Here is a 26,033-nt window from a genome sequence, read left to right on the forward strand (position 1 = left end):
GATGGGTGGTAGCAACTTGATGCCATATTTATATAGTTAAAAGCTGAGTCAGGGCGCGTTTGATGTAGATAGGTGTAACTTGCTTGCGGTAGTTGATGGTCAGATCGGCGTTGTCGAGAGGTCTGGCGCGCTTTGTGGCGACTTGAGCCACTTGCTCAATAAGCTCGGCGTCGAGGCGCTGATTGCGTAGGAGCGCGGCAGCGTCATCAGCCTCTACGGGATGCGAGGCGACCGCTCCGAGAGCCAACCGGGCGTCGAGAATAGTGCCCTCTTCATCTCGAAGGAGCGCGACAGCGACCCCTAGCAGAGGGAAATCGAAAGAACCCCGGCGGCGCAGTTTGAGATAGGTGCTTTGCCAGCCCTGAGCAGAGGGGAGCGCAATCTCTGTAAGCAACTCATCTGGTTCGCGGGTATAGGGACGCATGCCGTCGTCGCGGTAGAGATCGCGAATTGGGAGTTGGCGCGTGCCATGAGCGCTGACCAGCGTCACACGGGCATCAAGGCTAAGCAGCACTGGCGCGGTATCCGCCGAGGCGATAGCCCAGCAGCGCGGACTGCCTGGAGCAACCAGGCATATATCGCCATCGCGCTTCATGCAGTAGCCGATGGAGTGGCGCCAGAACTCGGTCTGATTGTAGTAGTTACAGCGCGTATCAAGCAGGACATTTCCGCCAATGGTGCCCATATTGCGCAACTGGGGAGTAGAGATCGAGACGGCGGCGAGAGCAAGCGCGGGATAGCTTGCCCGAATCTGGGGATGCTCCGCGATGGTCGTCAATGATACGCCAGCTCCGATGCGCAAACCACTTTCGGGCGAGCCCTCAATGTGAGCCAGTTCGGAGAGATGGCCGATCCCAACGAGTACGCCGGGCGTGAACTGGCGGCGCTTCATATTGGGGTAGAGGTCGGTGCCGCCCGCGACAGGCATGGCGTCGGGCCCCTCGCTAGCGAGCATACGAGCGGCCTCATCCAGTGAGGAGGGAGCGAGATAGCGGAAAGGTGGCAGGCGTAACATTAGATGTTCCTCCCCTTCAGTGTAGCAGGGTCCGACATTGTATAGTCTTTAAACTGATCGCGGTTGCTTGCTGGCTCGATGATATGAGCCTGGGCATTAGGCTCCCACTTGATGAGGCGTGTGGGCCAGGGATCGGGTGCTATGCTAGGCTTGACGGCGCGAATCTGGGTGCGCGCACCTGAAGCGGCTTTGAGTGCCTGGAGAATTTTATCGGGCGTGATCGGCGTCTCGTCGATGCGCACATCGATGGCGTCGTAGACCGCGTTAGCAATGGCGGGAATGACCGGATTGAGTGGACCCTGTCCTGCTTCCTTGCCGCCAAATGGACCCTCAAGGTCGGGCTCTTCGATTAGAATGGTCTCGATCTCTGGCGTATCAAGCGTCGTAGGTAACTTGTAATCGAGCAGAGAGGGAATCTTATGCCGCCCCTTGCGGAAGATCTGCTGCTCCATTACGGCCTCGCCATAGCCCATATACGCGCCCCCCTCAACCTGTCCCGCAACCAGCAGGGGATTGAGGGCTTGACCAACATCGTGAGCCAACCAGAGCTTTTCGACCGTCAGCTCGCCAGTCTCGCAATCGACCGCGACGCGCGCGACACAGGCAGAATAGGAGTAGGCGGGTGAGGGACCAACTCCCGCGCCCTTATAATCGCCGTGAATATTGTCAGGGGGCGCGTAAGAGCCGGACGAGACCAGCCCGCCATAACGCGCCTCCGCCAGTTGGACTGCTAGCGTGAAGGGGAGAGAGCGTCCAGGGTCTTCCTCATCATAGATGATATTGTCCGCAGCATTTAGTTGCTCGGTTGGCACATCCAGGCGTACCGCTGCGACTTCGAAGAGGCGCTCTCTAAGCTTGCGCGCGGCGCTAATAGCGGCGTTGCCAGCCATGAATGTCACGCGACTGGAGTAGGAACCCAGATCAACGGGCGTCAGCGTCGTATCGGCGGTTTCCAGGTGGATATGCTCAGGTGTGATGCCAAGTTCCTCGGCAACGATATAGGCTAGGACGGAGGTTGAGCCCTGCCCAATATCTGTCGCTCCGCAGTAAACGGTCACTCCACCCCCGCGATCCAGGCGAATCTGTACTGAAGAGTGCGGCATATCATTCCAGTAGATTGGCTTTCCCGCACCACAGATATATGATGACGCGGCGATTCCCAGACCATGCCGTACCGGCCCTGTGTCCTGGCGCGAGCGATCCTGACTGCGAGTCGTGAAGTGCGAGCGATCCGCGACCTGTTCTAGACATTTGCCGAGAGCGCAACTGGTCACGCGTAGGCCGTTGATAGTCCGTGTATAGGGCTCAATCAGATTGTGCTGGCGTAGAGCGAGCGGGTTCATGCCTAGATCATGTGCGAGCTTATCGAGATGGACCTCAACAGCGTAGCGAGGTTGTGTAGTCCCGTGTCCGCGCTTGGGTCCGCAGGGCGGCTTATTGGTGAAGAGGCGCATCCCCTCGAACTTGTAGCAGGGAAGCTTATAGGTTACTGTCTGGAGCACACCTGTATAGTAGGTCGTCGCGATGCCATAGGAGCCATAAGCTCCGCCATCAAGGAAGGAGCGGAAGTGCATGGCGGTGAGTGTACCATCGCGCTTGACGCCCGTCTTGATCCACATCTTGACTGGGTGGCGTCCTCGGTGTGTCAGGAAGACCTCCTCGCGCGTGCAGGTGATCTTAACCGGCCTCGCGGTACGGCGCGCAAGTTCGGCGGCGCATATCTCATGGGAGAAGGGATCGGACTTACCCCCAAAGCCTCCACCCACATTGGGCGCGATCACGCGTATATGTGATGGTGAAAGCTTGAGCACCTTACTCACCTCACGATGCACATAGTGAGGTGTCTGAGTTGATGACCAGAGCGTTAATTTGCCACCCTCGGGGTCGGCGGGATTAGGTTCCCAGTTCGCGACACAGGCATGCTCTTCGATGGGCGCGTGATTATTGCCCTCATAGTAGAACCAGTCCTCCCGCGTATAATCGGCCTCGGTGAAGCCCTGCTCCATATCACCAAATTCATAGGAAACAGCCTTATGAATATTGCCTATGCGTGCCTCATCGTTAATCTTCACCTCGGGATGGGCCAGAGCCTCATCTATACTCATGAGCGCGGGTAGAACCTCATATTCAACCTCAATAAGCTTGATTGCCTGCTCAAGGGTATCGGGATCAAGCGCGGCTACAGCCGCTACTGGGTCACCAACATAGCGGACCTTATCGATAGCGAGCGCCAGTTCGTCCTGACTAGAGGGAAGAATACCGAAGCGCTGGGGGAGGTCTTCACCCGTAAGGATTGCGACCACGCCGGGCAGATCGAGCGCGGGTCGGGTATCGATGGCGATAATGCGCGCGTGTGGGTGAGGGGAGCGCAAGAGACCGCCGTAGAGCATGCGCGGTAGCATAATATCGTCAGAGTAGAGCGCGCGCCCGGTGACCTTGGGATAGGCATCAACCTTAGGCCTGGACGTACCTATTATACTATAGGGGTGAGGCTGCTTGTAGTCGGATAGCTGTTCTTTCATAATCGTCGTTTGCCTCCTATCCCGTTCGACGACGGACCTGGCAAAGCAGCCTTATGCTTTTCCTCATCCATGCGTTCAGACGCAGCCTCTATAGCCTCATAAATCTTGGTATAGCCAGTACAGCGACAGAGGTTGCCTGCCAGGGCCTCTTTCATCGCTTCCCGTGATGGATGTGTGTTGTGGGCTAGCAGGGCCGCGCCTGCCAGTAGCATACCAGGCGTGCAGTAGCCACACTGGGCAGCACCCAACTCGGCGAAGGTTTCCTGGAGTGGGTGTAGTTGCCCATGATCCTCCAAACCTTCGATAGTAGTGATGGCGCGTCCCTGGAGAGCCAGAGGTAAGAGAAGACAGGAGAGTACGGGTGCCCCATCAAGCAGGATTGTACAGGCTCCGCATTCGCCCAATTCGCAGCCGTGCTTGGTGCCGATCAGCCCCAGATCTTCGCGCAGGACCTCCAGTAGTGTATGGTGAGGCTGTACCGCGACCTCTCGTTCCTCGCCATTGATGTTGAGAGTTATTAGCATACGTTGCATTGCGATAGCTCACTCCTTGATGAATAGGCAACAAGAGAGATGCTAGATATGGAGTAGCGAGCGTGAGATATTCTGAGCTTCCGTGTGCAGATGCTCGCTTAGTATTGTCATACGCTCCACGCCAAAGCGTGAGGCGAAACCAACGATCCACAAAAGAGCTATAAGCGTATTGCCTGGCCCCTGAATAGGCGTGGCGACGGCATTGACGCCTGTGAGATATTCACCGTAATCCATGCCAATGCCCTGGTAGGCAACCTGCTCGACTTCGCGAAGGAAGCGCGCCTTATCAGTAACAGAGTGATCGGTAAAGCGTGGGAGTGCATGCTCGCTCAAGTATGCCTCGCGCTGCTCAGGAGGCCAGCTAGCGAGAATGACGCGAGCTGTCGCCCCCGCCAACATATGCACCTTGCTTCCCTGCCGGGCGGTGATGCGCAGGCCAGCGTGCTCGTTCTCCGTTTGCGCGATTTCGAGGATACGCACTCCATTACTCTCGACGCGTCCCAGTAGTACGGTCTCGTCGCTGGTTGCGGCAAGGCGTTGCATAGCCGGGAGAGCGAAGCGTCGCAAGCCCGCTCCTTGAATGTAGCGCTGGGCCAGATCAAAGACACGCGGCCCAAGGCTATAGAGCTTCTCAGAGTCCTGTTCAACCGCACCGCTTGCTTCTAGCGTTCTGAGTAGCCCGTGCAAGCTGCCCTTGCTCATATCCAGCGCGCGAGCCAGATCCGAGAGCGTCATGCCGCGTTCGGATGCTCCCAGCAGATCGAGCAGGAGAAAGGCCCGTTCGACCATAGGTGTAGCGGAGGCGCTTCCATTTGTGCCATTGGCAGGTAACATGCCCTGTTGTTCAGAATGGCGAACAATTTGTTTGCTCATAAGAACAGTATACATAGGGAGGAGAAGTGATGTCAATTATGCTCTTTAGTGGGAGCACATATGATGGTGCAGGCTGCCGCTGCTGAAGCGACGCGGCTACATATAGGGTTTCTAGTGGAGAGGCATTTGAGATAGGGATGGCGCAGGCGCAAGTTCTGCGGCTACATAGAGAGGAGGGAGCGTATATAAACGTAAGATGCAATTGATGTCGCGCTTACGTTCGTATACTTTTCATCATATGTAGCCGCATCGCTTCAGCAGCGGCATCTAACTGGTTGTGCAGCGTATAGAGAGTGAGGTGGGTATAATCTCGTTTGCCTCTATTTCCTCACGCTGTAACTGAGCCAGGAGTTTGTGCGCACCTGAGCGCCCAAGTTCACGTAAGCCGATATGAACAGTGGTGAGAGGTGGATAGACCACACTTGCCATTGGCAGGTCACCGAAGCCACAGATGGAGATGTCAGCGGGAATGCGCCAGCCTTGACTACTCAGACCGCTCAAGACCCCGAAGGCGGTCTCGTCGTTCGCGGCAAAGACCGCGCTGGGGCGCTGCTCTGCGGCGAACTGAGCGAGTTTATGCGCAGCTTGTTCACCGCCTTCACGGTTGAAGTTGCCAGGGAGAATCAGGTCTGAATCAACGCATAGGCCTGCCTCAACCAGAGCGGCGGTGTAGCCTTGAAGTCGCGCAGTCGCGACCAGTAGATTCGTGGGTCCAGAGACAAAGGCGATGCGCCTGTGACCCTGCTCAATCAGATGCCTGGTCATGGCGCGAGCACCACCGAAATTATCCACCTGAATTGTGGGCAACTGAAGCGTATGCTGAGCCAGAGCAACTATTGCCGCTCCACGTGCTTGCATTGTCTCGATGATCTTCTCAAATTGTTCAAGGTATTCCGGCTCGTTAAGTCCACTGCCAGCGAAGATAACACCATCGGCCCGGTAATCCTGAAGCATACGCAGATAGTGCAATTCACGGTCGCTCTGGCGGTCGGTATTGCAGACGATAGTGAGGTAGCCACGCTCATTGGCGACTTCTTCGACGCCGCGCGTGATCTCTGCGAAGTAGGGGTCGGCGTTATCACCAACAATGACCGCAATAAGATTGCTGCGTTGCGCGCGAAGGCTTCGCGCGAGCGTGTTGGGGGCATAGTCTAGAGCCTGCGCGGCTTCAAGGACCTTTTGTCGCGTCTCATCGCTGACCGGATATGAGGAACCGCTAAGAACCCTGCTGGCGCTGGCGACTGAAACGCCAGCCCGTTTGGCGACATCGACAATGGATGCTGTCTGTTTCCCCATCTAACACCTCTCCTGTGATCAGTAATGCATTTCTTCGCAAGTATTGCTGAAAGAACGCGGCTTGTCAAGTTAGCGCCTCACATTGACAAAGGCGAATCAATTGTTTTATAGTTTTTGATAGTAAAGGTTTACTATCAGGTAAACATGGCTGGTGCGAAATCTGCGCTTTATTTTTCCCTTTAGAGAATGGGTCTGCTGTCTATTCTCTTCAGTCATAGGGAAGATAACGTTTTCTCAGTGTTGAGATGCTATGAGGTAATAGCGAAAGGAGTGCCTGTTTAATGGATGTTCTGTCGCATCTCCGTGCCTTGAATGGCGATCAGCGTAATGCCTTTATTGCCTGCTTTTTGGGCTGGACCCTCGATGCCTTCGATTATTTTATCCTCGTATTTGTGGTGCAGTCGATAGCAAAGGATTTTCAAGTTGGTGTGCCAGCGGTAACGATAGCGATAACGCTAACGCTGGCATTTCGCCCGGTTGGGGCTTTGATCTTTGGCCTGATCGCGGATCGCTTTGGGCGGCGACCGGCTTTGATGATTGATGTTATTTTCTATTCATTGATGGAGCTACTATCTGGTTTCGCCCCTTCTCTGACGGCGTTACTGGTATTACGCGCTCTCTTTGGGATTGCTATGGGAGGCGAGTGGGGCGTAGGGGCATCGCTCGCTATGGAGTCGATACCCGAGCGGTCCAGGGGCTTTTTCTCTGGTGTTTTGCAGAGCGGCTATGTGATTGGCTATTTGCTCGCGGCAGTCGTCTTCGCCGTCGCCTATCCCTATGTGGGGTGGCGCGGTATGTTCTTCATAGGTTCCATCCCGGCCTTGCTGGCGGTCTTTCTACGCCTGGGAGTCAAGGAATCACCGGCATGGCGGCAGGCCCAGGAACGAGGTCGTGCCAGCACTGGTAACATCTGGCATGCGATCATTCATCGTTTCCCACTCTTCCTTTATCTTGTGGTACTGATGACGGCCTTCCAGTTCATGAGCCATGGCACACAGGACCTCTACCCAACATTCTTGCAGGCGCAGCATAAACTCACGCCGCAGGTAACGGGAACTATCGCCATTATCTACAACATCGGGGCCTTACTGGGCTGCGTGCTCTTTGGCACCCTCTCACAGAAGATTGGGCGGCGCAGGGCAATCATTATAGCTCAGGTCTTAGCCTTGCTGATAACCCCTCTCTGGGCGTTCTCTTCAACAGTTCTGATGCTCACCATTGGAGCTTTCCTGATGCAATTTATGGTCCAGGGGGCCTTTGGTGTTATTCCGGCTCACCTTAACGAACTCTCACCTGCCGAGGTACGTGGCACCTTCCCCGGTCTCACTTATCAGCTTGGGAACCTGATCGCGGCTGCGAACGCGACTATCTAAGCGAATATTGCCGTGGCTTATGGGGGAAACTATGGCCTGGCTCTGGCTCTCGTTACGGGCATCTTCTTCGTGGTTACCATTGTCGTTACTGCTCTGGGTAAGGAGTCGCGTGACGCGTATAGGGTCTGAGGCTAGCGACGAGACCGATCAAGGGGCTCATGAGCCTGCTGTGAATTAGTATTGGGCTGACACTTCAAAATCTACAATTCCATAGAGTAATGGAAAGGATTATACGATGGCGACGAGACGAATAGGCATAATCATGAATGGCGTGACAGGTCGTATGGGGACGAACCAGCATCTTGTGCGCTCTATTGTTGCGTTACGGAATGAGGGTGGGGTTCGATTGGCGAATGGGGACAGATTGATGCCTGACCCCATTCTGGTGGGGCGCAATGAAGAGAAGTTGAGGGCATTAGCGAAGGCTCATGGGATCGAGCGCTGGAGTAACGATCTTGCCGCTTGCCTGGCGAACTCCGAAGATGAGATTTATTTTGATGCGCAGACAACGACAAGGCGTGTGGAGAGCGTGAGCGCTGCCATTAGAGCAGGCAAGCATATCTATTGCGAGAAGCCAACCGCGACTGATACCGAGTCAGCGCTGGCTCTGGCGCGGCAGGCCAGCGCGGCGGGTGTTAAGCATGGTGTAGTACAGGACAAGCTATTCTTGCCGGGCCTGATGAAGCTTAAGCGCGTTATTGAGAGTGGCTTTTTCGGACGCATCCTCTCGGTGCGCGGCGAGTTTGGCTATTGGGTTTTCGAGGGAGATTGGCAGGAGGCCCAGCGCCCATCATGGAATTATCGCCAGGAAGAGGGCGGTGGCATCATTGTCGATATGCTCTGTCACTGGCGCTATGTACTGGCGAACCTCTTCGGAGAGATCCAGTCCCTGTCCTGTCTTGGCGCGACCCACATTCCGGAGCGCGTTGATGAGCGGGGGCATACCTACGCCGCCACTGCCGATGATGCTGCCTATGCGACCTTTGAGCTTGAGGGCGGGATCGTAGCTCACTTTAATTCGTCCTGGTGTGTGCGTGTCTACCGCGACGAACTCCTCTCAATCCAGGTTGATGGTACGCATGGTAGCGCGGTGGCGGGTTTGCGTGAATGCAAGGTCCAGAGCCGTGTCAACACGCCTCGCGCCATCTGGAATCCCGATGTTCCCAACCCTATCGATTTCTACGCTAGCTGGCAGGATGTGCCCGATAATGAGGTCTTCGCCAATGCCTTCAAAGTGCAATGGGAACTATTCCTCAAGCATGTTGTGGATGATGAGCCGTTTGCCTGGGATCTGCTGGCAGGTGCCAGAGGCGTACAAGTCGCGGAATTAGGGTTGCGCTCATGGCGCGAGCGGCGTTGGGTTGATGTGCCAGACCTGATAGACGAAGCGCGCTAGGCGAGGAAGGAAGCATACATGAGCTATCAGCTACGGCTACCACGCGCGGACCATACCCTTGAGACCTATACACTCTCTGAGTACATGCCATTTTCCGCCAGTAGTCCTCCGGCGCGTGAGCGGAAGGCCTACGCGGCAGCGCACGTCGTCGCGGACCCCTATGCAGATAATACTCCTGGAAGCCCCGCCACTCTGGACTGGGAGGCTACCATGGCGTACCGCCGACATCTGTGGGGTTTGGGTTTCACGGTTGCTGAGGCAATGGATACGGCTCAGCGCGGTATGGGCCTGGATTGGAGCGCTACCAGGGAATTGATTCGGCGCTCACTGGCGGAGGCGCGAGCCTGCGGGGGAGATGTGGCCTGTGGCGCGGGCACTGATCACCTCATACCTAGCCCGAGTGTGACACTTGCGGAGGTCAGAGCGGCCTATGAGGAGCAGTGCGCGTATGTCGAAGGGCAGGGAGGACGCGTCATACTGATGGCAAGTCGGGCGCTCGCAGCCTGCGCGCGCGGACCAGAAGACTACGCGAGTGTCTATGGCGCTATTCTTGCTCAGGTAAAGCAGCCTGTGATCCTACACTGGCTTGGCGAGATGTTTGATCCGGCACTGGCAGGCTACTGGGGGCATCGCGAGCATGGCGAGGCCATGAAGGTATGCCTGGAAGTGATTCGACGACATGCCGCGAAGGTTGAGGGTATCAAAATCTCGCTGCTGAATGCGGAACGCGAGATTGAGATGAGGCGGCAACTGCCTGAGGGCGTGCGGATGTACACAGGGGACGACTTCAACTTCGCCAGCCTTATTCGCGGCGATGAGCAGGGATACAGTCACGCCTTACTGGGCATCTTCGATGCCATCGCGCCTGCCGCCGCCGCCGCGCTCCACGCCCTCGACGAGGAGGAATGGGAACGCTATGAGTCAATCCTGGCTCCCACTGTTCCGCTCTCGCGCCATATCTTCCAGGCTCCCACCTATTCCTATAAAACGGGTGTCGTTTTTATGGCCTATCTCAACGGGCATCAGGAGCATTTCCGCATGGTCAACGGACAGGAGAGCGCCCGCTCGCTGGTCCATCTCGCGGACCTGTTTATGCTGGCGGATAGTGCTGGCTTGCTTGCGAATCCCGATCTAGCCTGTGAGCGAATGCGGCGCGTGCTGGCCCTGGCAGGAATTGCCGGATAAGGAGGGAATGAGTTATGCAAGAACCATTGCGCGATCTTTCGCGCCTGAGTTTGAATCAGATGACCACGAAGCCGTGGAGCGTGCGCGAGGCTGTCGAAGGTTGCGTGCAGGCTGGCATTCCTTACATCGGCCTCTGGCGCGACAAGGTTGAGGCTACGGGCCTACAGGAGAGCGCGCGTATCGTGCAGGATGCGGGATTGCGAGTTTCCAGCCTGTGCCGTGGTGGTTGGTTCTGCGCCGGAAGTGAGCGTGAGCGGCAAGAGCGTCTCGATGACAATCGGCGAGCCATTGAGGAGGCCGCTACCCTGGGTACTGATACGCTGGTGCTGGTTTGTGGTCCCGCCGCCGACCGCAATTTGCCAGCCGCGAGAGCCTATGTCGAGGAAAGTATAGCCACGCTCCTGCCCTACGCGCAAGAGTATGGTGTGCGCCTTGGCATAGAGCCACTTCACCCGATGTATGCCGGGGATCGTTCAGTGATTGTCACACTGGGGCAGGCCAATGGGTTTGTACGGCGTCTCGCACATCCTAATGTTGGCGTCGTTATCGATGCTTACCATGTCTGGTGGGACCCTGAGCTTGAGCGCGAGATTGAAGCCGCACGCGGGCATATCCTGGGCTTTCATGTCTGCGACTGGCTTGTGCCAACGCCAGATATGCTCAATGGACGTGGCATGATGGGAGATGGCGTCATTGAGCTACGGCGCTTGCGTCAGCTTGTAGAGGCTGCCGTATATCGAGGTCCTATCGAAGTTGAGATTTTCAACGAGGCGCTCTGGCAAATGCCCGGTGCGCAGATCTTGAGCCTGATGAGTGAGCGCTATTTGAGCTGTGTCTAATTGCTTTCCGGTCCGGGATGCTGGCACCCCGGACCGGAAAACGCCTAGCCTGTGGCATCCTGAGATTGAGTTGTGACTGCGAGACCCTCGGGAGAGAAACTGAGAACAATGGCGACCAGCCCAATGAAGAGGTGGAGTATATGGTCCGCCAGATTCGCATGCATGATGCCGAGGAGCCGACCATCAAAGTAGAGTGTAGGGTAGGCCAGCCCTAGCAGCCCCACAACGAGATAGATAATCCCAATGATCTGATTAAAGCGCTTTGACCAGTCAGGACCCAGCACTGTAACGATCATTGCCACTGTGCCCGTAAAAAAGAAGAAGAAGTTGTGGACTATATCCACATCGAAGATGAGTAGGCTACCAACCTGCATAGTGGAGGTTACAGCGATTCCCCAGGTGCCTACAATAAGGAAAATGACCGCGATAGCCAGGGTAAAATAGCGATTTACTGTCCAGGGCATACCCGCGCCTCCTTTGGCTACGCCACGACTCAATTTAAGCTCCCATTGTACAGGTTATTGCTTTCATATGTTGCGTGACGTATGCATGTAATATATTCTTCGCCTATAAATCACCTACAAAATACGTATTTCCTTGTAAACGATCTACAAAAGCTTTAAAGGAGAGGATGAGATTAGAGGCAGGAGTGATAACTTTTTCCTGCTCTGGTGTATTTCGCAGTATAATATTACCAGATATGCACTAAATTCCGCAATGGTAAGGCAAAATATTGCACTCCTACCTTTACTCTTGGTACCAAAGGAAAAACAAGCCGAAGTGATGAACTGATGCCAAGAATTGGAATACCCTGCACAATAATGAGGAATACGAAGGTTACAGAATGCAATCTCAGGAGATAAACCGACCTATTGCATTCATTATGCTTGGACCGTATAATTAAGCATATGCTAAATTGAATAATCTATGTAAGGAAAGGGCAGTAAAAAGAATGCAGGAGAAACATCAACATAATCATGCGCATGGACATGTGCACAATATGGCGAAGCAAACCTTGCGCCTGGCCTTTTTCCTCACCTTTTTTATCCTCGCGGCCGAACTCATCGGCGGTATCATGGCAAATTCATTGGCTCTGCTCTCTGACGCAGGCCATGTTGTCACAGACCTTTTCGCATTAGGGCTAGCCTGGTTCGCAGCCGTACAGGCTGAAAGACCCGCCAACGCCCGTAAGACCTTTGGCTATCACCGTGTAGGTATTCTTGCGGCCATGGTCAATGCTATCACACTCATTTTAATAACTTTCTGGATTCTGTGGGAGGCTATTCAGCGCTTCCAGCATCCAGAGCCGATACAGCCTTTGGTTATGTTTGTATCAGCGGGAGTGGGTATCGTAGTCAATTTGTTTATTGGCTTTGGTTTACAGAAAGAAGGCGATAACCTCAATACCCGTGCCGCTGCCCTGCACGTATTTGGTGATGTAGGGGCTTCGGTTGGTGTTATTCTCGCGGGCCTCATCATCATGTTTACAGGCTGGACCATCGCAGATCCTATTCTCTCAATTGGTATCGCGGGTCTCATAGCGCTAAGCGCCTGGCGTATTTTCCGCGAAACAACTGATATCTTGTTGGAGGCAGCACCCAAAGATGTCAATATGGAGACTTTAGTCGATGACATGAAGAGTGTCGAAGGTGTCCAGGATGTTCATGATTTGCACGTTTGGAGTATCACCAGTGGAATGTATGCTCTCTCCTGCCATGTGCATATTGATGATCAGTTAATGAGCCAGAGCGCGCTCATTTTGCAAAATCTGGAGACGATGTTGAAGAAAGACCATAACATTGGTCACACGACAATCCAGTTTGAGTGCCACACAGCAGCAAAAAAATCCTGCTCCTCACAGGGCCTCTACTGTTGCATGGAGCACACCCATAATCATGAGCATGATGAGATAGTGGCAGCACGGGCGCAGTAATGCATATACAGGCACACATAGGGAAAGGGTACTGGTAACGCTCCGCAGCGACTACCAGTATCCTTTCCCTATGTTATACAATTATGCTCTACAGGTTGAGGATAAGTAGTTAGAGAAGAGTGAGGCATGGGGGATAGTGAGGAAGAAACGAGAACATGCCATCGATAGCTTGAATATATACTTTTGAAGGGACTTATAAACATTATGAAGCGTGTAGTTGTGACAGGCATGGGAATGGTGACATCCCTGGGACATACAGTTGAAGAGACCTGGAAGGGATTACTTCAGGGTCGTTCTGGAATTAGTCCAATCACAAGTTTTGACGCGAGCGAGTACCTTGTACGGTTCGCGGGCGAAGTGAAGGACTTTGACGCGAGCCAGTATATGGATCGCAAGGAGGCGCGTAGGAATGACCCATTCACGCACATTGCAGTCGGAGCGGCGAGGCAGGCGCTTGCCCAGTCTGGCCTAGAGATCACGAAAGACCTGGCCCCAGAGGTTGGAGTATACATTGGCAGTGGTGTGGGCGGATTGAATACAATACACGATCAGATCTATGTATTGAAAGACAAAGGCCCCTCGCGTGTCAGCCCTTTTACTATCCCAATGTTAATGATGAATGCCGCGTCAGGAATGGTTTCTCTGCTAACGGGAGCGCAGGGACCAGTGTGGGCCGCCGCTTCGGCCTGCGCGACCGGTGGTAACGCGCTTGGTGAGGCGTGGGAGACTATTCGGCGCGGAACAGCACGTGTTATGCTCGCCGGTGGCTCAGAGAAAGCTGTTACGCCTTTGGGAATGGCTGCATTCGCCAATATGCATGCTCTCTCGCGGCGTAATGATGAGCCACAGCGAGCAAGTCGCCCATTCGATGCTCAGCGCGATGGCTTTGTGATGGGAGAAGGCGCGGGTATGCTTGTGCTGGAAGATCTGGACTTCGCGTTAGAGCGTGGCGCTCCCATCATCGCCGAGATGGTTGGCTATGGTTCGACTGCGGATGCCTACCACGTTACTGAACCCGCGCCCGGCGGCGAAGGCATGGCGCGCGCCATACGTCGCGCGTTACAGACTGCTGACCTCACTCCTGAGCAGATTGATTACATCAACGCGCATGGCACTTCGACGTCTTTTAATGATTCCACAGAGACGCAGGCGATTAAAGCCGCCCTGGGCGAGCATGCGTATAAGATCCCGATTAGCTCAACCAAATCTATGCTTGGGCATACCTTTGGGGCCGCTGGCGCGATTGAAGCCGCGATTTCCATTCTTAGCATTACGAATAGCATTATGCCGCCCACAATCAACCTTGAGAATCCCGATCCCGCGTGTGACCTTGATTACATTCCCAATCAGGCGCGCTCTGGCAATGTACGGGTCGCGATATCCAATTCAATGGGTTTTGGCGGTCACAATACTTGCCTGGCATTCCAGCGCTACGAGTAGCATACAAATCCTCTAAAATGAAGTAGGGCTACGCGTTCACCAGGAAACAGCGTAGCCCTGTTGTTATCTCGAAGTGTGATCAGACGTGTGTGGAAGCGGTGGTGGTCTGAGCGGCAACCGCTTTATGGAAGACCCGACCCAGGCGCGCGATTCCCTCACGAATACGCTCTGGTGTCGCGTTGGAGAAGCTCAGGCGCAGCGTATTCTGTACGCCACCCTCGGCATGGAAGGAGGCTCCCGGCACAAAGGCGACATTCTCCTTGACGGCCTCGCGCAATAGCTCGGTCGCGTTCATCCCCTCAGGCAGCGTGATCCAGAGGAACATGCCACCCTCTGGTCGTGTCCAGTGGATGCAAGCGGGGAAGTGTTCATCCATAGCATTGAGCATGACATCGCGCCGTTCGCGATAGGTGCGGCGGATAAGGGGGATATGCCGCTCAATGAAGCCATCGCGCATCAACTCATAGGCGATCATCTGGTTCAGGCTCGCGGTCTGGAGGTCGGCTCCCTGCTTAGACTGGACTAGCTTGCGAACCAGTTCTGGTGCGGCTATCATCCAAGCTACGCGCAGACCCGGTGCTAACACCTTGGAGAAGGTATTCAATTGAATAATGTATCCCCGGTAGGTATCCTCTTCTGTACCGCGTAGCTCATTTTCAAGGGTTAGTAGCGATGGTAGATGTTCTCCCTCGAAGCGTAATTGTGAGTATGGGTCATCCTCAATGATTGGTATCTCGTAACGGATAGCAAGCTCTACTAATTGTCGTCGGCGCTCCAAACTCATCGTCACGCCTGCCGGGTTCTGGAAGTTCGGCAAGACATACATTAGTTTGGGCTTCCTGGTTGCCAGCACCTCTTCTAGTGAGGAGGTAATCATGCCATGCTCGTCCGAGGGAATGGTCACGTACTCCGCGCCATAGGGAGCCAGGGCCTGTAATGCGCCCATATAGGTTGGTGACTCCACAAGGACAAGATCCCCTGGATTTACAAGCAAGCGTCCAATAAAGTCTAACCCTTGCTGGGATCCCGAGGTGATGAAAACATTTTCCGGCGTAATGGGGAGGCCATCACGGGAAGCGGTACGCGCGATTAGCTCAAGCAGTGGGCCATAGCCTTCCGAGGGTCCATACTGGAGTGCCTGCGCGCCGCGCTCCTGTAATACCTTGTGGGAGGCAGCGTCAACCTGCTCGATTGGAAATACATCGGGCGCGGGCAGACCACCCGCGAAAGAAATAATCTCTGGCTGCTCGGTGAGTTTTAGCAGATCGCGAATAGCTGAACTTTTCATCAATTTGACACGTTGGGCATACCGTTGGTCCCAAAAGTTTTGCATAGGTACCTCTCTCCTCTAGCTCCTGAATTCCCTTGCCGCGTAGATGCTCAAGTGGCTAAATATTTTTTATCATAAGGCGTGAAGCCCAGAATGTCTACAGCCAATCTATATGAGTAGGTAGAGAAATTGGGCCAATTGGTACTATTCGACCAAGACATAGGGGTGTTTTTGCCCACATAACTGTTCCATATGTCTCACCCTTAGCCGTGGTTTGTAGATGAAGAGAGGTAGCGTCCGGGGTCTACTAAAAATTGGCCCTGGACGTTACCTTTCTTCCATTGTGACGGTTATTTGCTTTGAGATATAGAGCTAACCTCTATTCTGCATCAATCAAGAGAACGGCTTTGCCGGTCACCTTGCGGGCAAGCATGCTCTGTAGCGCATCGGCAACGCGGTTCAAAGGATATTTCTGGGAGATCAGAGGTTTAAGTTGACCGCTGGCGAGCCAGGAGAGCAGCTCGCCCAGGTTCTCCTGGTTTCGTTGAGGATCGCGAGTTGCGAAGGCACCCCAGAAGACGCCTACAATAGAGCAACTCTTGAGGAGCATCAGGTTGAGAGGGATACGTGGGATCTCGCCAGCCGTAAAGCCAATGACCATGAAGCGCCCATCCCAGGCCATGCCCCGTAGGGCTGCTTCAGAATAGCTTCCTCCTACTGGATCTACGACCACATCTACGCCCTTACCAGCCGTCAGGGCGCGTATACGCTCGCGCAGGTCTTCACTGGCGTAATTTATTACCTCGTCCGCACCATAGTGGCGACATACCTCTAGTTTCTCGGCGCTTGAAGCCGCAGCGATAACGCACGCGCCCATAACTTTGCCTAGCTCGACCGCAGCCAAGCCAACCCCTCCGGCAGCGCCAAGTACAAGCAGTGTCTCGCCGGGTTGTAGGCGCGCCCGATTCTTGAGTGCGTAATGCGAGGTGCCATAGGTCATGACAAAGCTAGAGGCTGTAGTGAAGTCAATCCCATCTGGAATGCGAATGAGTTGCGAGGCTTCGGCGAGCGCCTCCTCCGCGAAGCCTCCAAATAGCGTAAAGGCAATGACCCTCTCGCCGATATGCACGGCCTCGACGCCTTCTCCAAGCGCCTTCACAACGCCCGCGACTTCACTCCCTGGTGAGAAAGGCATTGGTGGCTGAAATTGATACTTTCCTTGAATGATGAGGGTATCGGGAAAATTGACGCCGCAGGCTTTCACAGCAATAACAACCTGCCCTTTGCCTGGCTTGAGTGGCTCTATCTCTTCTATGACAAGACTTTCGGGGGGACCATATGCCTTGCACAGCACGGCTTTCATGGTACGTTCTCCTTCAATATATGTACGTTCTCTGTACTACTCAGGCATCTCATCCTTGAACCTGAAAAAGAAGGTTGAATGCGCTATGCACTATTGTAGCATAGTTGGGCATTCTTCAACGTATTGTTTAGCGTAGCCAGGAGCGGTTACGAACTTCCTGGGGGCCATATCCTAACTCCTGACGCACGCGACGCGAGAAGTGATGGCGAGTCTGGAAACCACATTGTTCAGCGATGGCCTGAACGGAGAGGCCCGTTTTCTGAAGAAGCGAGATACCATGCGCGACGCGAGCCTGCCAGAGATAGGAGATAGGAGTTGCCTGTAGATGTGTCTGGAAGAGCCGAATCAGATAGGATGGACTGATGGACACCTCTTGCGCGATCTGTTCCAGCGTGAGGGGGTCGGAGAGATGAGCATGAATGTAAAGGCGAGCCTCTTCGACCGTCGAGTGAGCGAGCACATGTCCATAGCGCACGTGCCGTTCACCTTCACCAATGTAGAGCCAGAACATCTGCATCGCCAGTGTCTTGAGAAGTTCGGTCGTGGTAGAGAGACTTGCTGGCTGTAGCGCGAGCGCGCTGTGGAGCAATTGTAGCATAGTTGGCGTGAGTGGTAAGGGGCGTGGGATAGACGCGAGACGGGTGGCGAGTTCTGGTGCCAGGTCCGGTATATCCGCGTGTAACCAGGAGTGATAGGTAACTTCATGTTCAGCGAAGCGAAAAAGCTCTTCATGCCCTGGATAGAGTAAAAAGACCATATTGGGCCCCGCATCATGAGCTACCTTATCGATCCAGACTGTCATATGTCCGCTATGGAGGAAGACGAGTTGTAGATACGGTTGTTTGCGGGGGCCAAAGCCACCTCCAGGTGGGTAGTAAACGTCACCAAGAGAGACCTCAGTAGGCCATAGGATATGATTGTTCTCGTTCATACCTTCCATACAAAATGCGCATTCTAGACACCTTCTGGTCAATTTTAGCTCTCCCTATTGTGGGCCTAAACAAGGTAAGATGTCAATAGTTCGATGCATACGTGAGAGGTAATCGAAGGTAGCTGAAATGGCAAGGTTAGTCGTGACAGGGATGCACTCAGCAGTGCTTTAGCCAATGCGTGCTCGTCCCAAACAAGCGGCCTGACGGAAGAGAACGCAATGTAGCCGTGCCGCGGCAAAAGCGGCACGGCTACATACAGGGTGAAGTTATGGAAGCTCGATGAGCAGTCCCTCATTGGCTCTCAGGCGTAGCTCTGAAAGTGAATGCTCTCCCTCACGGTCAAGGCTGGTTGAGAGTAATACACGGCCCGTTCCTTGCTCTGGAAGCGCCACAAGTTGCTCTTCTCCCGAAAAATTGAGCGCCACAAGGTAGTGCTGGTCTCCGTTCTGACGCAGGTAGACAAAACAGTTCGGGTTTGACTGTGCGATGATGCGCAGTTCACCAATTGTGAGCGCGGGTAGCGTTCGTCGTAGCGACAGCAGGCTGCGGACCAGAGTCAGGAACGACTTTGAATCTTCCTGCTCAACACTCACATTATAGTTCTGGGAGTCGTCAGCAACTGGTAGCCAGGGAGTCGTGCCAGAAGGGCCAAAGCCAGCGTTGGAGCCGGTATCCCACTGCATTGGCGTGCGATAGGGATCACGACTGTATTGAGGATTATCCTTTCCCTGGGGATCGTGTATGAGTTCCACAGGAATCTTCACATTGGACATTCCCAATTCATCGCCATAGTAGCAGGTTGGCGAGCCACGGAGCGTCAATAGAAGCATCTGTGCGACGCGAGCCTGTTCGCGACCGATACGTGAAGCGATACGCGATTGGTCATGATTGCCTAGAACCCAGTTCGGCCAAGCACCAGCAGGGAGCGCTGCCTCGTAGGTTTCAACAATCTGCTGAACAGCCTGCGCTTCCCAGGTTGGCATCGATACAAGCTGGAAATTGAAAGGTAGATGGGCTTCGTCCAGGTGCTCGCCATAATAGCGAACCAGGCGGTGCACTGGAAGATAGATCTCGCCGATCATGACACGTTCGCTGTACTCATCTAGTGTGGCGCGCATCTCACGTACAATGTCATGAATGCCGGGCTGATCTGCGGTGTAGATATCCCTCTGGGTCGCGTAGGGAGGATCGCCAGGCTTCCAGTCAGGGTTGGGCGGATTATCGCGGAACTGGTCATCTTTAAGTAAGAGCCATAGCACATCGATGCGGAAACCGTCGATACCCCGCTTCAGCCAGAAGTGCAGGACATCATACATCGCCTGACGCACCTCTGGATTTCGCCAGTTGAGATCGGGTTGTTTCACATCGAAAAGATGCAAGTAATACTGCCCTGTCAGCTCATCGAACTGCCAGGCAGGACCACCGAATGTGCTTGCCCAGTTTGTGGGTGGACCGCCATCGGGAGCGGGATCGCGCCAGATGTACCAATCCCGTTTCGGATTATCGCGGCTAGACCTCGACATCTGAAACCAGGAATGCTCATCAGAAGTATGATTGGGTACGAAATCCAGAATAACCTTGAGATTACGTTGATGCGCTTGCTGAATCAAGGCATCCATATCAGTCAGGCTTCCAAAGAGAGGATGGACATTCGTGTAATCGCTAATATCGTAGCCGAAATCGGCCATTGGTGATGGATAGATAGGTGAGAGCCAGAGGGCATCGACCCCTAGCCAGGTCAAGTAGTCTAGCTTGCTCACGATACCGGGGATATCACCAACACCATCCCCATTACTATCATGGAAACTGCGTGGATAAATCTGATAGATCGTACTGGTCTGCCACCAGGGATGGTGTTGTGGCATGGGTCGTTGCATCCTCTCTTTGCCTGGAATAGGTAATATGGATAAGCTAATAAGGTAGAAGTTTACGCCTTCAAGCCAGTCATGGCAATGCCTTGAATGACCTGACGCTGCGCGATGATGTATACGATCAGGACGGGAACAACTGCGATGACCGAGCCAGCCATGACCAGGGTCCATTCAGTCGCGTACTGCCCACGGAACTGATTGAGCATCAGCGGCACCGTAAAGTTCTCGGGCGTATTGAGCATGATAAGGGGTCTCAGGAAGTCATTCCACTGGCCCAGGAAGGCGAAGATACCCAGCGCCGAAAGCGGGGCTTTGAGCAAGGGCAGCACAACGCGCCAGAAAATTGTCCAGCGTCCGGCCCCATCTACAATGGCAGCCTCTTCGAGTTCGATAGGTAAGCCCATGATAAACTGGCGCATGAGGAAGACGCCAAAAGCGCTAAAGAGTGCTGGAGGAAGGATCAGGGAGACCAGCGTATCCAGGATACCCAGATTCTTCATCGTAATGAAGATCGGAATGATGGTAAGCTGGAATGGAATCATCAAAGTAGCCAGGAAGGCGAAGAAGATGATATTGCGCCCAGGGAATTTGAGGCGGGCGAAGGCATAGCCAGCCATGGAACAGGTAACTAGCTGGCAGATTGTTACCGCAAGTGAGACAATTGCGCTATTGATATAGGCAAGATCAAAAGGGAGCGCCGCAAGTGATTTTGGATAATTTTCCCACATAACGGGATTGGGAATCCAGGCTGGTGGGACGCTAAATGACTGTGCTGTCCCTTCCAGCGACGTTACCAGCATCCAGATGAACGGCACAACCATGACGAGTGAGCCAAGAATCAGTACCGCGTGGAGCAATACTGTAGTAGCCATACCCGACGCCTTCTTTGGCGATGATTTTCTAGCTCGGCTGACTTCTTTCCGTCCCGTCTGTTCAGCATTTTGTGTGATTGTTTCTTGTAACATCAGCTCACTTCACTTTCTAAGGGGTTTATACGATACCTAACGCCACTGATGTGGCTGGCGCGTATTTCTTGCACAAACATCTGAGTGCGTTCGCGCTAGCTGCCGCTGCTAAGGCAGCGCCGTGCCCTCGTATGAGGGTTGATGTTCGTAGTAACAAGTACGCTCAGGTTCTCGCATAAGGAGTAAGCGCACTTACACTTCGTAGTTCACCCAACGCCTCTGGAGGCGGAACTGAAGCAGGGTGAGTGCCAGGATAATGACAAACAAGATGACCGCGGTTGCACTCGCATTACCAAACTGAGCTTGCTCAAAGCCTTGATGGTAGAGGAGATAGACCATTGTGTAGCTATCTTTGCCTGGACCGCCACCTGTAAGCACGAAGGTGATGTCGAAGACCTGGAAGGAGTTGATGACCGAGATAACCGTTGTAAAGAAAATGGTTGGTGTTAGTAGAGGCAACGTAACGCGCCAGAAGACCTGGAATTTATTTGCGCCATCGATCTGTGCGGCTTCGAAGTAGGTTGCCGGAATACCTTGCAAGCCTGCCAGGAAGATGATCATGTTGAAGCCCAATCCCTGCCAGATACTTACTATCGCCAGAGACGGAATGACAAGCTGCGAGGTTGTGAGCCAGCCGAAGCCATTGAAGTTGAACCAACTGCGCAACATATTGTTAATCAGACCAAAGTCTGTGTTCAACAGCCAGCCCCAGATCACACCCACTGCGACTGAGCCCGTGATATATGGCATGAAGTAGAGTACCCGGTAGAAGCTCTTCCCACGCACATTGTTGAGGCCAAGTGCGATGAGCAAGGCTAAGACGAGACCTCCGGGCACGGAGAGCGCAGTGTAGTATACCGTGTGCAAGAGGGAGATGCGTAAATCATCGCTGGTGAGCTGATCAATGAAGTTTTGCAGACCAACGAATTGAATGGGGCCGAGACCGTCCCAACTTACCGTACTCAAGTAGAATACTGTTAACAGAGGAAGCAAGGAGAATGCTAGCATACCCAGCAACTGTGGCAGAATGAAGACGTACCCCCAGAGAGCATCCTTTCTTTCGCGCGCGTGCCGGTTGCTCTTTGGTGCGTGTACCTGAGTCCCCTCCCGCGATTGAATCTGATATTCCATAACCTATGACCTCTACCTTCGTTCGCTGTGTTCTAATGGTTGAATAAGACCGCAAGGGAAAGCTCCACTTATGTGTGTTGCTTTCCCTGCGATCTGAGACAAGGAGGTTAGTAGTTCATATGCCCTGAGAATACCTACTTTGCGTCCTGCTGTCCCTTCTGGATGCGTGGATTCGCCGTCTTAGCAAAGTTCGCTAGAGAGGTCTTAATATCCTTATTTTGCAGCCAGATTCCATCGAACATTGTCTTGATATCGTCGCTCAAGCCAGGGGCGTTGCCTTCCGCTGGGAAGAGACCGTAGCCAGCGTTACGAGCGTCGAGCAAGTACTGAGCGTGCTTAGGATCATTACCGTCAGTGACGACCTTTTCTGCGTCAGCAGCCTGGATCGATGGCACAGCGTTACCGCCGCCACTCAGTCTGAATTTCTGACCATCAGCGGAAACAAAGTTGGTCAGGAAGTCAAAAGCTGCATCCTTGAGTTTGGTTTTGGCATTGATGACCATGTATGCAAGAGCTACAGGAGCAGGCGCGATCTTACCATCGGTGGAGGGGAAGGTGACACAATCATATTTCATGCCATTCGCGGCCTTGAACTCGGGGAGCAGCCAACGACCAGCGGAGACAAAGCCTGTCTGACCGCTAATCAGAATGAGGTCTGAACCCTGGCCCTTCGGCAGGCTACCAGCATACACAATTTTCTTCTGGCGAACATTGTTGGAAAGCCAGGTTAGTGCCTCCATGCTCTTTGGATCGTCTTGTGCGATGAGGTCGCCATAGCCGTCCTTGTCATAGACCTTGCCGCCATTGACTGTACACCACGCCCAGAATTGTAGCGCCCAGGCTTCGAGGATGAAGCCTGACTTCTTTGTAGCGAAAACCTTGTCGATGACCTCCTGGAAGGCATCGCGAGTCCATTTGCCCTGCTCGGCCAGGGTCGCGGGCATGGTGGTAACACCAGCATCCTCGAGCACCTTCTCGTTATACCAGAGCAGCAGAGGGTTGCAGTCGACGGGGACACCGAAAATCTTACCGCTCTGCGTCTTGGCAGCACCCCACAGGGCTGGATTGTAGTCTTCAGCTTTCTCTTTGCTCTTCGAGCTGCTGAGCAGATCATTCAGTTCAAGAATGGTCTTGTTCGCAACGAGCTTACCAACATCACCGTCACCAGCATAGAAAACGTCTGGCCCAACGCCACCATTGAGCTGGGTCAAGATCTTTGTAAAATAGTTATTGTTGGCTGAGGGGATGAAGGTGTATTGAACGTTGGTGTTGTGGGTCTTATTGTAATTCGCGGTGAAGTCCTTAAAGCGCTGGATTTCACCTGTGTTGGCCCAGTTTTGCCACTTGATGGAGTCACTGCTGCTACCACTACCACCAGTAGTGCAGGCAGCCATAATGGCTCCGATACTGGAGAGCGAGATGCCCAGCGCCGTTGCCTGGCGCACAAATGTGCGGCGGCCAATCTTGCCTTTCATGAAATCATCCATGAGATTGCTCTGATCAGTATTCATGATACCTTCCTTTCTCAGCGAAAACCTAAGTGCGTCGGCGCTAGCCGCGAAAGCGGCGTTGGTTTTCGTCTAAGACCTACTAAATGAACTTGCTAGACTGTAACAATCCGTCTGGGCGTGCCCTTTCTTGTGGATAGGGCATTGCGAATCATTAAATATCGCGATGTGAACAGAACGTGACTGTCACCGTCAACACTGATGATTTTCGATGTAGAAGCCATCGAAAGGTTGGGCGCGAAAAAAGTCACAGATGTTGGGGATTGGGTTGCCTGTTCATAGCAATTGCAGTGGGAATAGAGCAAGTCATAGCGGCATTTCGCAAGGGATGCGCGATCTTGCCAGCCCACACGTCCGAGAGTGTGAGGGAAGAAAGTGGCTGATCAATATGGAACTTGAGAGCAGCGCCAATGCCGCTTATGGTGATCCTGTGTTGTGCTATGAACCGTTGCACAAAAGCCCCCTTTGGTTTGATTTTGCTACCCCCTCTGTTGTGTGGCAGCAATTCCTGGCGACTACCTTATTCGAAAACCTGTATGCATCTTTTCTCCAAATGGAGATTAGTGACAGCTATGGTTTCGTCTAAGATATAATTGAAGCCATTGACAACGCACAATGTTGCCGGTTAGTGAAGTTTCGCTAGCTTCTTGACCCAACAGTAGATAGAGCCAAATAAAGCAACATCGTGCAGACAACCCCTCATTGGCTTGCAAACTTACTTCACTCAACGATGTTACATGTAACTTTACATTGAAAATTTAGAGATGTCAATATATGCCCCAGGAATCGAGGTTTTCTGTCTGTAATGGCTTCTCCATATGGCGTAAATTGTTATTATATGTGTATTTAGTGCGAAAATGGCTGCCTGATCGGGGCGAAGTTACAACATAACTATGGGGAATCGCGTGCATCTTGACAAGTGATAGTTAGTGATGGTACGCTCGAATCATACTTATTTCTGTAAAAAAACAAAGTTAAGGGTTATATATACATCCTGTTTTAACGACATGTGTGCCGAGACTCATGCTGGTTGAAAGCGGGATGTATATTGCCGCTAAGCAATGCATGCATAAAATGATTGCATGCGAATAATATGGGGGTAGAAAAGTATCTAATATCTGATACAATAGCAGAACAAGATGCACATGGAACGCGACAAAGTGACAGTGTAGTGACATGCGGTCTGGTGCCTGGCTTGAGCATGGTCGCCGAGTGCGTCTCGTCTGCATGTGTGGAGGAAACAACGTTATGGCATCTACACGTACTGGGAGTAAGCGTCTCTTACGAGACCTTAACCAGAGCATTGTTTTCAATTTGATTGCTGAGGAGCAGGCTATCTCGCGCACCAAGCTTGCAAAGAAAAGCGGCCTTCCAGCGGCGACTATTACGCGCATCGTGGCGAATTTCATCAGTGCGGGGCTTGTTCTAGAGGTGCAATCAGAGACATCGAGCGGGGGACGTCGCCCCGTTCTGCTAAGTATTAATCCTTCATCAGGCTATGCGGTAGGCGTCAAGCTACGCGAGAACGGCATGACTATTACCTTGTGTGACCTGAGTTGCACGATTCTTTGTGCCAGTGAGCAAACCTTCACTGGTGGCAGCCCTCCATATCAGGTGGTTGACCTGATGGCTAGCGCGATTAAGCAAATGATTAGCGAGGCGGGTCTGACATTTCGTCAGGTTCTCGGTGTTGGGATTGGGCTTGCGGGCTTCGTTGATTCGACTCACGGCATCTGTCGCTATTCCTCACTTTTTGATTGGCGGGACGCCGAACTTGGACCCGCGCTTGAATTTAAGCTGCGCGTTCCTGTGAGTGTTGATAATGATGTTAACACACTGGCTGTTGCCGAGCGCTTATTTGGGGCCGGGCATGATATTGATAACTTCTTGCTTATTACCACTGGGCGCGGCGTCGGTATGGGTGTCATTATCAATGGTGAGATCTACCGTGGGAGCCATGGGGGTGCAGGCGAATTTGGTCATATGACCGTCGATACACGCGTTGATGCTCCCAGTTGTACCTGTGGTAAGCGAGGCTGCCTGGAAGCTGTAGCCTCAGACTATGGGATCCTGCGTGCAGCGACCGGGGGCGACCCTGGATATTATGAGCGTTCAGCACTTGATGATCTGGTTGAGCGTGCTGTGGCTGGAGATATCGCAATCCAGAAAATCTTTCGACGTGCGGGTGAGGCTCTGGGGATCGCGACCGCGAATCTCATAAATATCTTCGATCCCGAACGGATTTTGATTACTGGCGAGGGGCTACGTGCTGGTGAACTGCTGTTAGAACCACTTAGGATGACTATACCACTTCACACCTTTGGGGTACAGAAGAATGTTGAGCTGGTGATTACCCCTGTTGATGAGACAACCTGGGCGCGAGGTGCCGCGAGCCTTATCCTGCGCAAAGTCTTTCAATCTCCTATCTATGAGGAGGGCGATGCGCATGCTATAGACGACTTGCTTTTACAGGCAACCCAGATGCAACAACTTCGGCGTAAGACAAATCAATCACAGACCCGGTAACATCCGGTGCTCGAAGTAATCTAGCTAGTGACAATGCGCAAAAGTTATAAGTGCTTCGTGGT

Annotated in this window: 20 protein-coding genes and 1 pseudogene; 7 read left to right on the forward strand and 14 right to left on the reverse strand. The window is 53.3% G+C overall.

Annotated elements, in window-relative coordinates; all coding sequences use genetic code 11:
• Nucleotides 1-28: 28 nt before the first annotated feature.
• The 5 genes from K3T82_RS23955 to K3T82_RS23975 all read right to left on the reverse strand — a co-directional run bounded on the left by K3T82_RS23955 (nucleotide 29) and on the right by K3T82_RS23975 (nucleotide 6,239).
• On the reverse strand, nucleotides 29-1,015 hold the full coding sequence (locus K3T82_RS23955; RefSeq protein WP_220196077.1) for an FAD binding domain-containing protein: 987 nt from the start codon (nucleotides 1,013-1,015) through the stop codon (nucleotides 29-31).
• Nucleotides 1,015-3,537 carry a xanthine dehydrogenase family protein molybdopterin-binding subunit gene (locus K3T82_RS23960; protein ID WP_220196078.1) on the reverse strand — a complete coding sequence of 841 codons (2,523 nt, stop codon included), beginning with the start codon at nucleotides 3,535-3,537 and terminating at the stop codon, nucleotides 1,015-1,017. The genes K3T82_RS23955 and K3T82_RS23960 overlap by 1 nt, the downstream gene beginning before the upstream one ends.
• Nucleotides 3,534-4,070, reverse strand: a complete 537-nt coding sequence (locus tag K3T82_RS23965; protein WP_220196079.1) for a (2Fe-2S)-binding protein — start codon at nucleotides 4,068-4,070, stop codon at nucleotides 3,534-3,536. The genes K3T82_RS23960 and K3T82_RS23965 overlap by 4 nt, the downstream gene beginning before the upstream one ends.
• 42 nt (nucleotides 4,071-4,112) lie before the next feature.
• Nucleotides 4,113-4,979: an IclR family transcriptional regulator gene (locus tag K3T82_RS23970; RefSeq protein WP_220196080.1), complete on the reverse strand. Its 867-nt coding sequence runs from the start codon at nucleotides 4,977-4,979 to the stop codon at nucleotides 4,113-4,115.
• Between the two features lie 231 nt (nucleotides 4,980-5,210).
• Complete coding sequence (locus K3T82_RS23975) at nucleotides 5,211-6,239, reverse strand: LacI family DNA-binding transcriptional regulator (RefSeq protein WP_220196081.1); 1,029 nt, start codon at nucleotides 6,237-6,239, stop codon at nucleotides 5,211-5,213.
• 281 nt (nucleotides 6,240-6,520) lie between these two features.
• Between K3T82_RS23975 and K3T82_RS23980 the strand changes: the two are divergent.
• The 4 genes and pseudogenes from K3T82_RS23980 (at nucleotide 6,521) to K3T82_RS23995 (ending at nucleotide 11,032) form a co-directional block, all read left to right on the forward strand.
• Nucleotides 6,521-7,741: pseudogene (locus K3T82_RS23980) on the forward strand (MFS transporter).
• A gap of 106 nt (nucleotides 7,742-7,847) precedes the next feature.
• A complete protein-coding gene (locus tag K3T82_RS23985) occupies nucleotides 7,848-9,008 on the forward strand; it encodes a Gfo/Idh/MocA family protein (protein ID WP_220196083.1) in 1,161 nt (386 codons plus the stop codon).
• A gap of 18 nt (nucleotides 9,009-9,026) precedes the next feature.
• Nucleotides 9,027-10,193, forward strand: a complete 1,167-nt coding sequence (locus K3T82_RS23990; RefSeq protein ID WP_220196084.1) for a dihydrodipicolinate synthase family protein — start codon at nucleotides 9,027-9,029, stop codon at nucleotides 10,191-10,193.
• A gap of 14 nt (nucleotides 10,194-10,207) precedes the next feature.
• Nucleotides 10,208-11,032 (forward strand): sugar phosphate isomerase/epimerase family protein, encoded by an 825-nt coding sequence (locus tag K3T82_RS23995; RefSeq protein WP_220196085.1) that lies wholly within the window; start codon nucleotides 10,208-10,210, stop codon nucleotides 11,030-11,032.
• A gap of 44 nt (nucleotides 11,033-11,076) precedes the next feature.
• Here the strand turns inward: K3T82_RS23995 and K3T82_RS24000 are convergent, their stop codons facing one another.
• Nucleotides 11,077-11,496, reverse strand: coding sequence for a DUF4383 domain-containing protein (locus K3T82_RS24000; RefSeq protein WP_220196086.1), 420 nt, complete (start codon nucleotides 11,494-11,496; stop codon nucleotides 11,077-11,079).
• Between the two features lie 536 nt (nucleotides 11,497-12,032).
• Here K3T82_RS24000 and K3T82_RS24005 point away from each other — a divergent pair.
• Together K3T82_RS24005 and fabF are read left to right on the forward strand one after the other, a co-directional pair.
• Nucleotides 12,033-12,965, forward strand: a complete 933-nt coding sequence (locus K3T82_RS24005; RefSeq protein WP_220196087.1) for a cation diffusion facilitator family transporter — start codon at nucleotides 12,033-12,035, stop codon at nucleotides 12,963-12,965.
• Between the two features lie 204 nt (nucleotides 12,966-13,169).
• A complete protein-coding gene (fabF, locus tag K3T82_RS24010; RefSeq protein WP_220196088.1) occupies nucleotides 13,170-14,405 on the forward strand; it encodes a beta-ketoacyl-ACP synthase II in 1,236 nt (411 codons plus the stop codon).
• Nucleotides 14,406-14,484: 79 nt separating this feature from the next.
• Here the strand turns inward: fabF and K3T82_RS24015 are convergent, their stop codons facing one another.
• From K3T82_RS24015 to K3T82_RS24050, 8 genes are all read right to left on the reverse strand, one after another.
• On the reverse strand, nucleotides 14,485-15,738 hold the full coding sequence (locus K3T82_RS24015) for an aminotransferase-like domain-containing protein (protein ID WP_220196089.1): 1,254 nt from the start codon (nucleotides 15,736-15,738) through the stop codon (nucleotides 14,485-14,487).
• A 316-nt stretch (nucleotides 15,739-16,054) separates the two neighbouring features.
• On the reverse strand, nucleotides 16,055-17,038 hold the full coding sequence (locus tag K3T82_RS24020) for an NADPH:quinone oxidoreductase family protein (protein ID WP_220196090.1): 984 nt from the start codon (nucleotides 17,036-17,038) through the stop codon (nucleotides 16,055-16,057).
• Nucleotides 17,039-17,165: 127 nt separating this feature from the next.
• A complete protein-coding gene (locus tag K3T82_RS24025) occupies nucleotides 17,166-17,969 on the reverse strand; it encodes an AraC family transcriptional regulator (RefSeq protein WP_220196091.1) in 804 nt (267 codons plus the stop codon).
• 267 nt (nucleotides 17,970-18,236) lie between these two features.
• Nucleotides 18,237-19,835, reverse strand: coding sequence for an alpha-amylase family glycosyl hydrolase (locus tag K3T82_RS24030; protein WP_220196092.1), 1,599 nt, complete (start codon nucleotides 19,833-19,835; stop codon nucleotides 18,237-18,239).
• 62 nt (nucleotides 19,836-19,897) lie between these two features.
• Complete coding sequence (locus K3T82_RS24035) at nucleotides 19,898-20,713, reverse strand: carbohydrate ABC transporter permease (protein WP_236031475.1); 816 nt, start codon at nucleotides 20,711-20,713, stop codon at nucleotides 19,898-19,900.
• Between the two features lie 285 nt (nucleotides 20,714-20,998).
• Nucleotides 20,999-21,937, reverse strand: coding sequence for a carbohydrate ABC transporter permease (locus K3T82_RS24040; protein ID WP_220196094.1), 939 nt, complete (start codon nucleotides 21,935-21,937; stop codon nucleotides 20,999-21,001).
• Nucleotides 21,938-22,071: 134 nt separating this feature from the next.
• Nucleotides 22,072-23,448: an extracellular solute-binding protein gene (locus K3T82_RS24045; RefSeq protein ID WP_220196095.1), complete on the reverse strand. Its 1,377-nt coding sequence runs from the start codon at nucleotides 23,446-23,448 to the stop codon at nucleotides 22,072-22,074.
• 244 nt (nucleotides 23,449-23,692) lie between these two features.
• Entirely contained in the window at nucleotides 23,693-23,899 is a 207-nt protein-coding gene (locus tag K3T82_RS24050) for a hypothetical protein (protein ID WP_220196096.1), read from the reverse strand.
• Nucleotides 23,900-24,693: 794 nt separating this feature from the next.
• On the opposite strand from K3T82_RS24050, the gene K3T82_RS24055 reads away from it, so the two are divergent.
• A complete protein-coding gene (locus K3T82_RS24055) occupies nucleotides 24,694-25,971 on the forward strand; it encodes an ROK family transcriptional regulator (RefSeq protein ID WP_220196097.1) in 1,278 nt (425 codons plus the stop codon).
• Nucleotides 25,972-26,033 lie beyond the last annotated feature (62 nt).

Origin of the sequence: Ktedonospora formicarum (genome assembly GCF_016587355.1) — a bacterium.
In the GTDB taxonomy this organism is placed as follows: Bacteria; Chloroflexota; Ktedonobacteria; order Ktedonobacterales; family Ktedonobacteraceae; genus Ktedonobacter; species Ktedonobacter formicarum.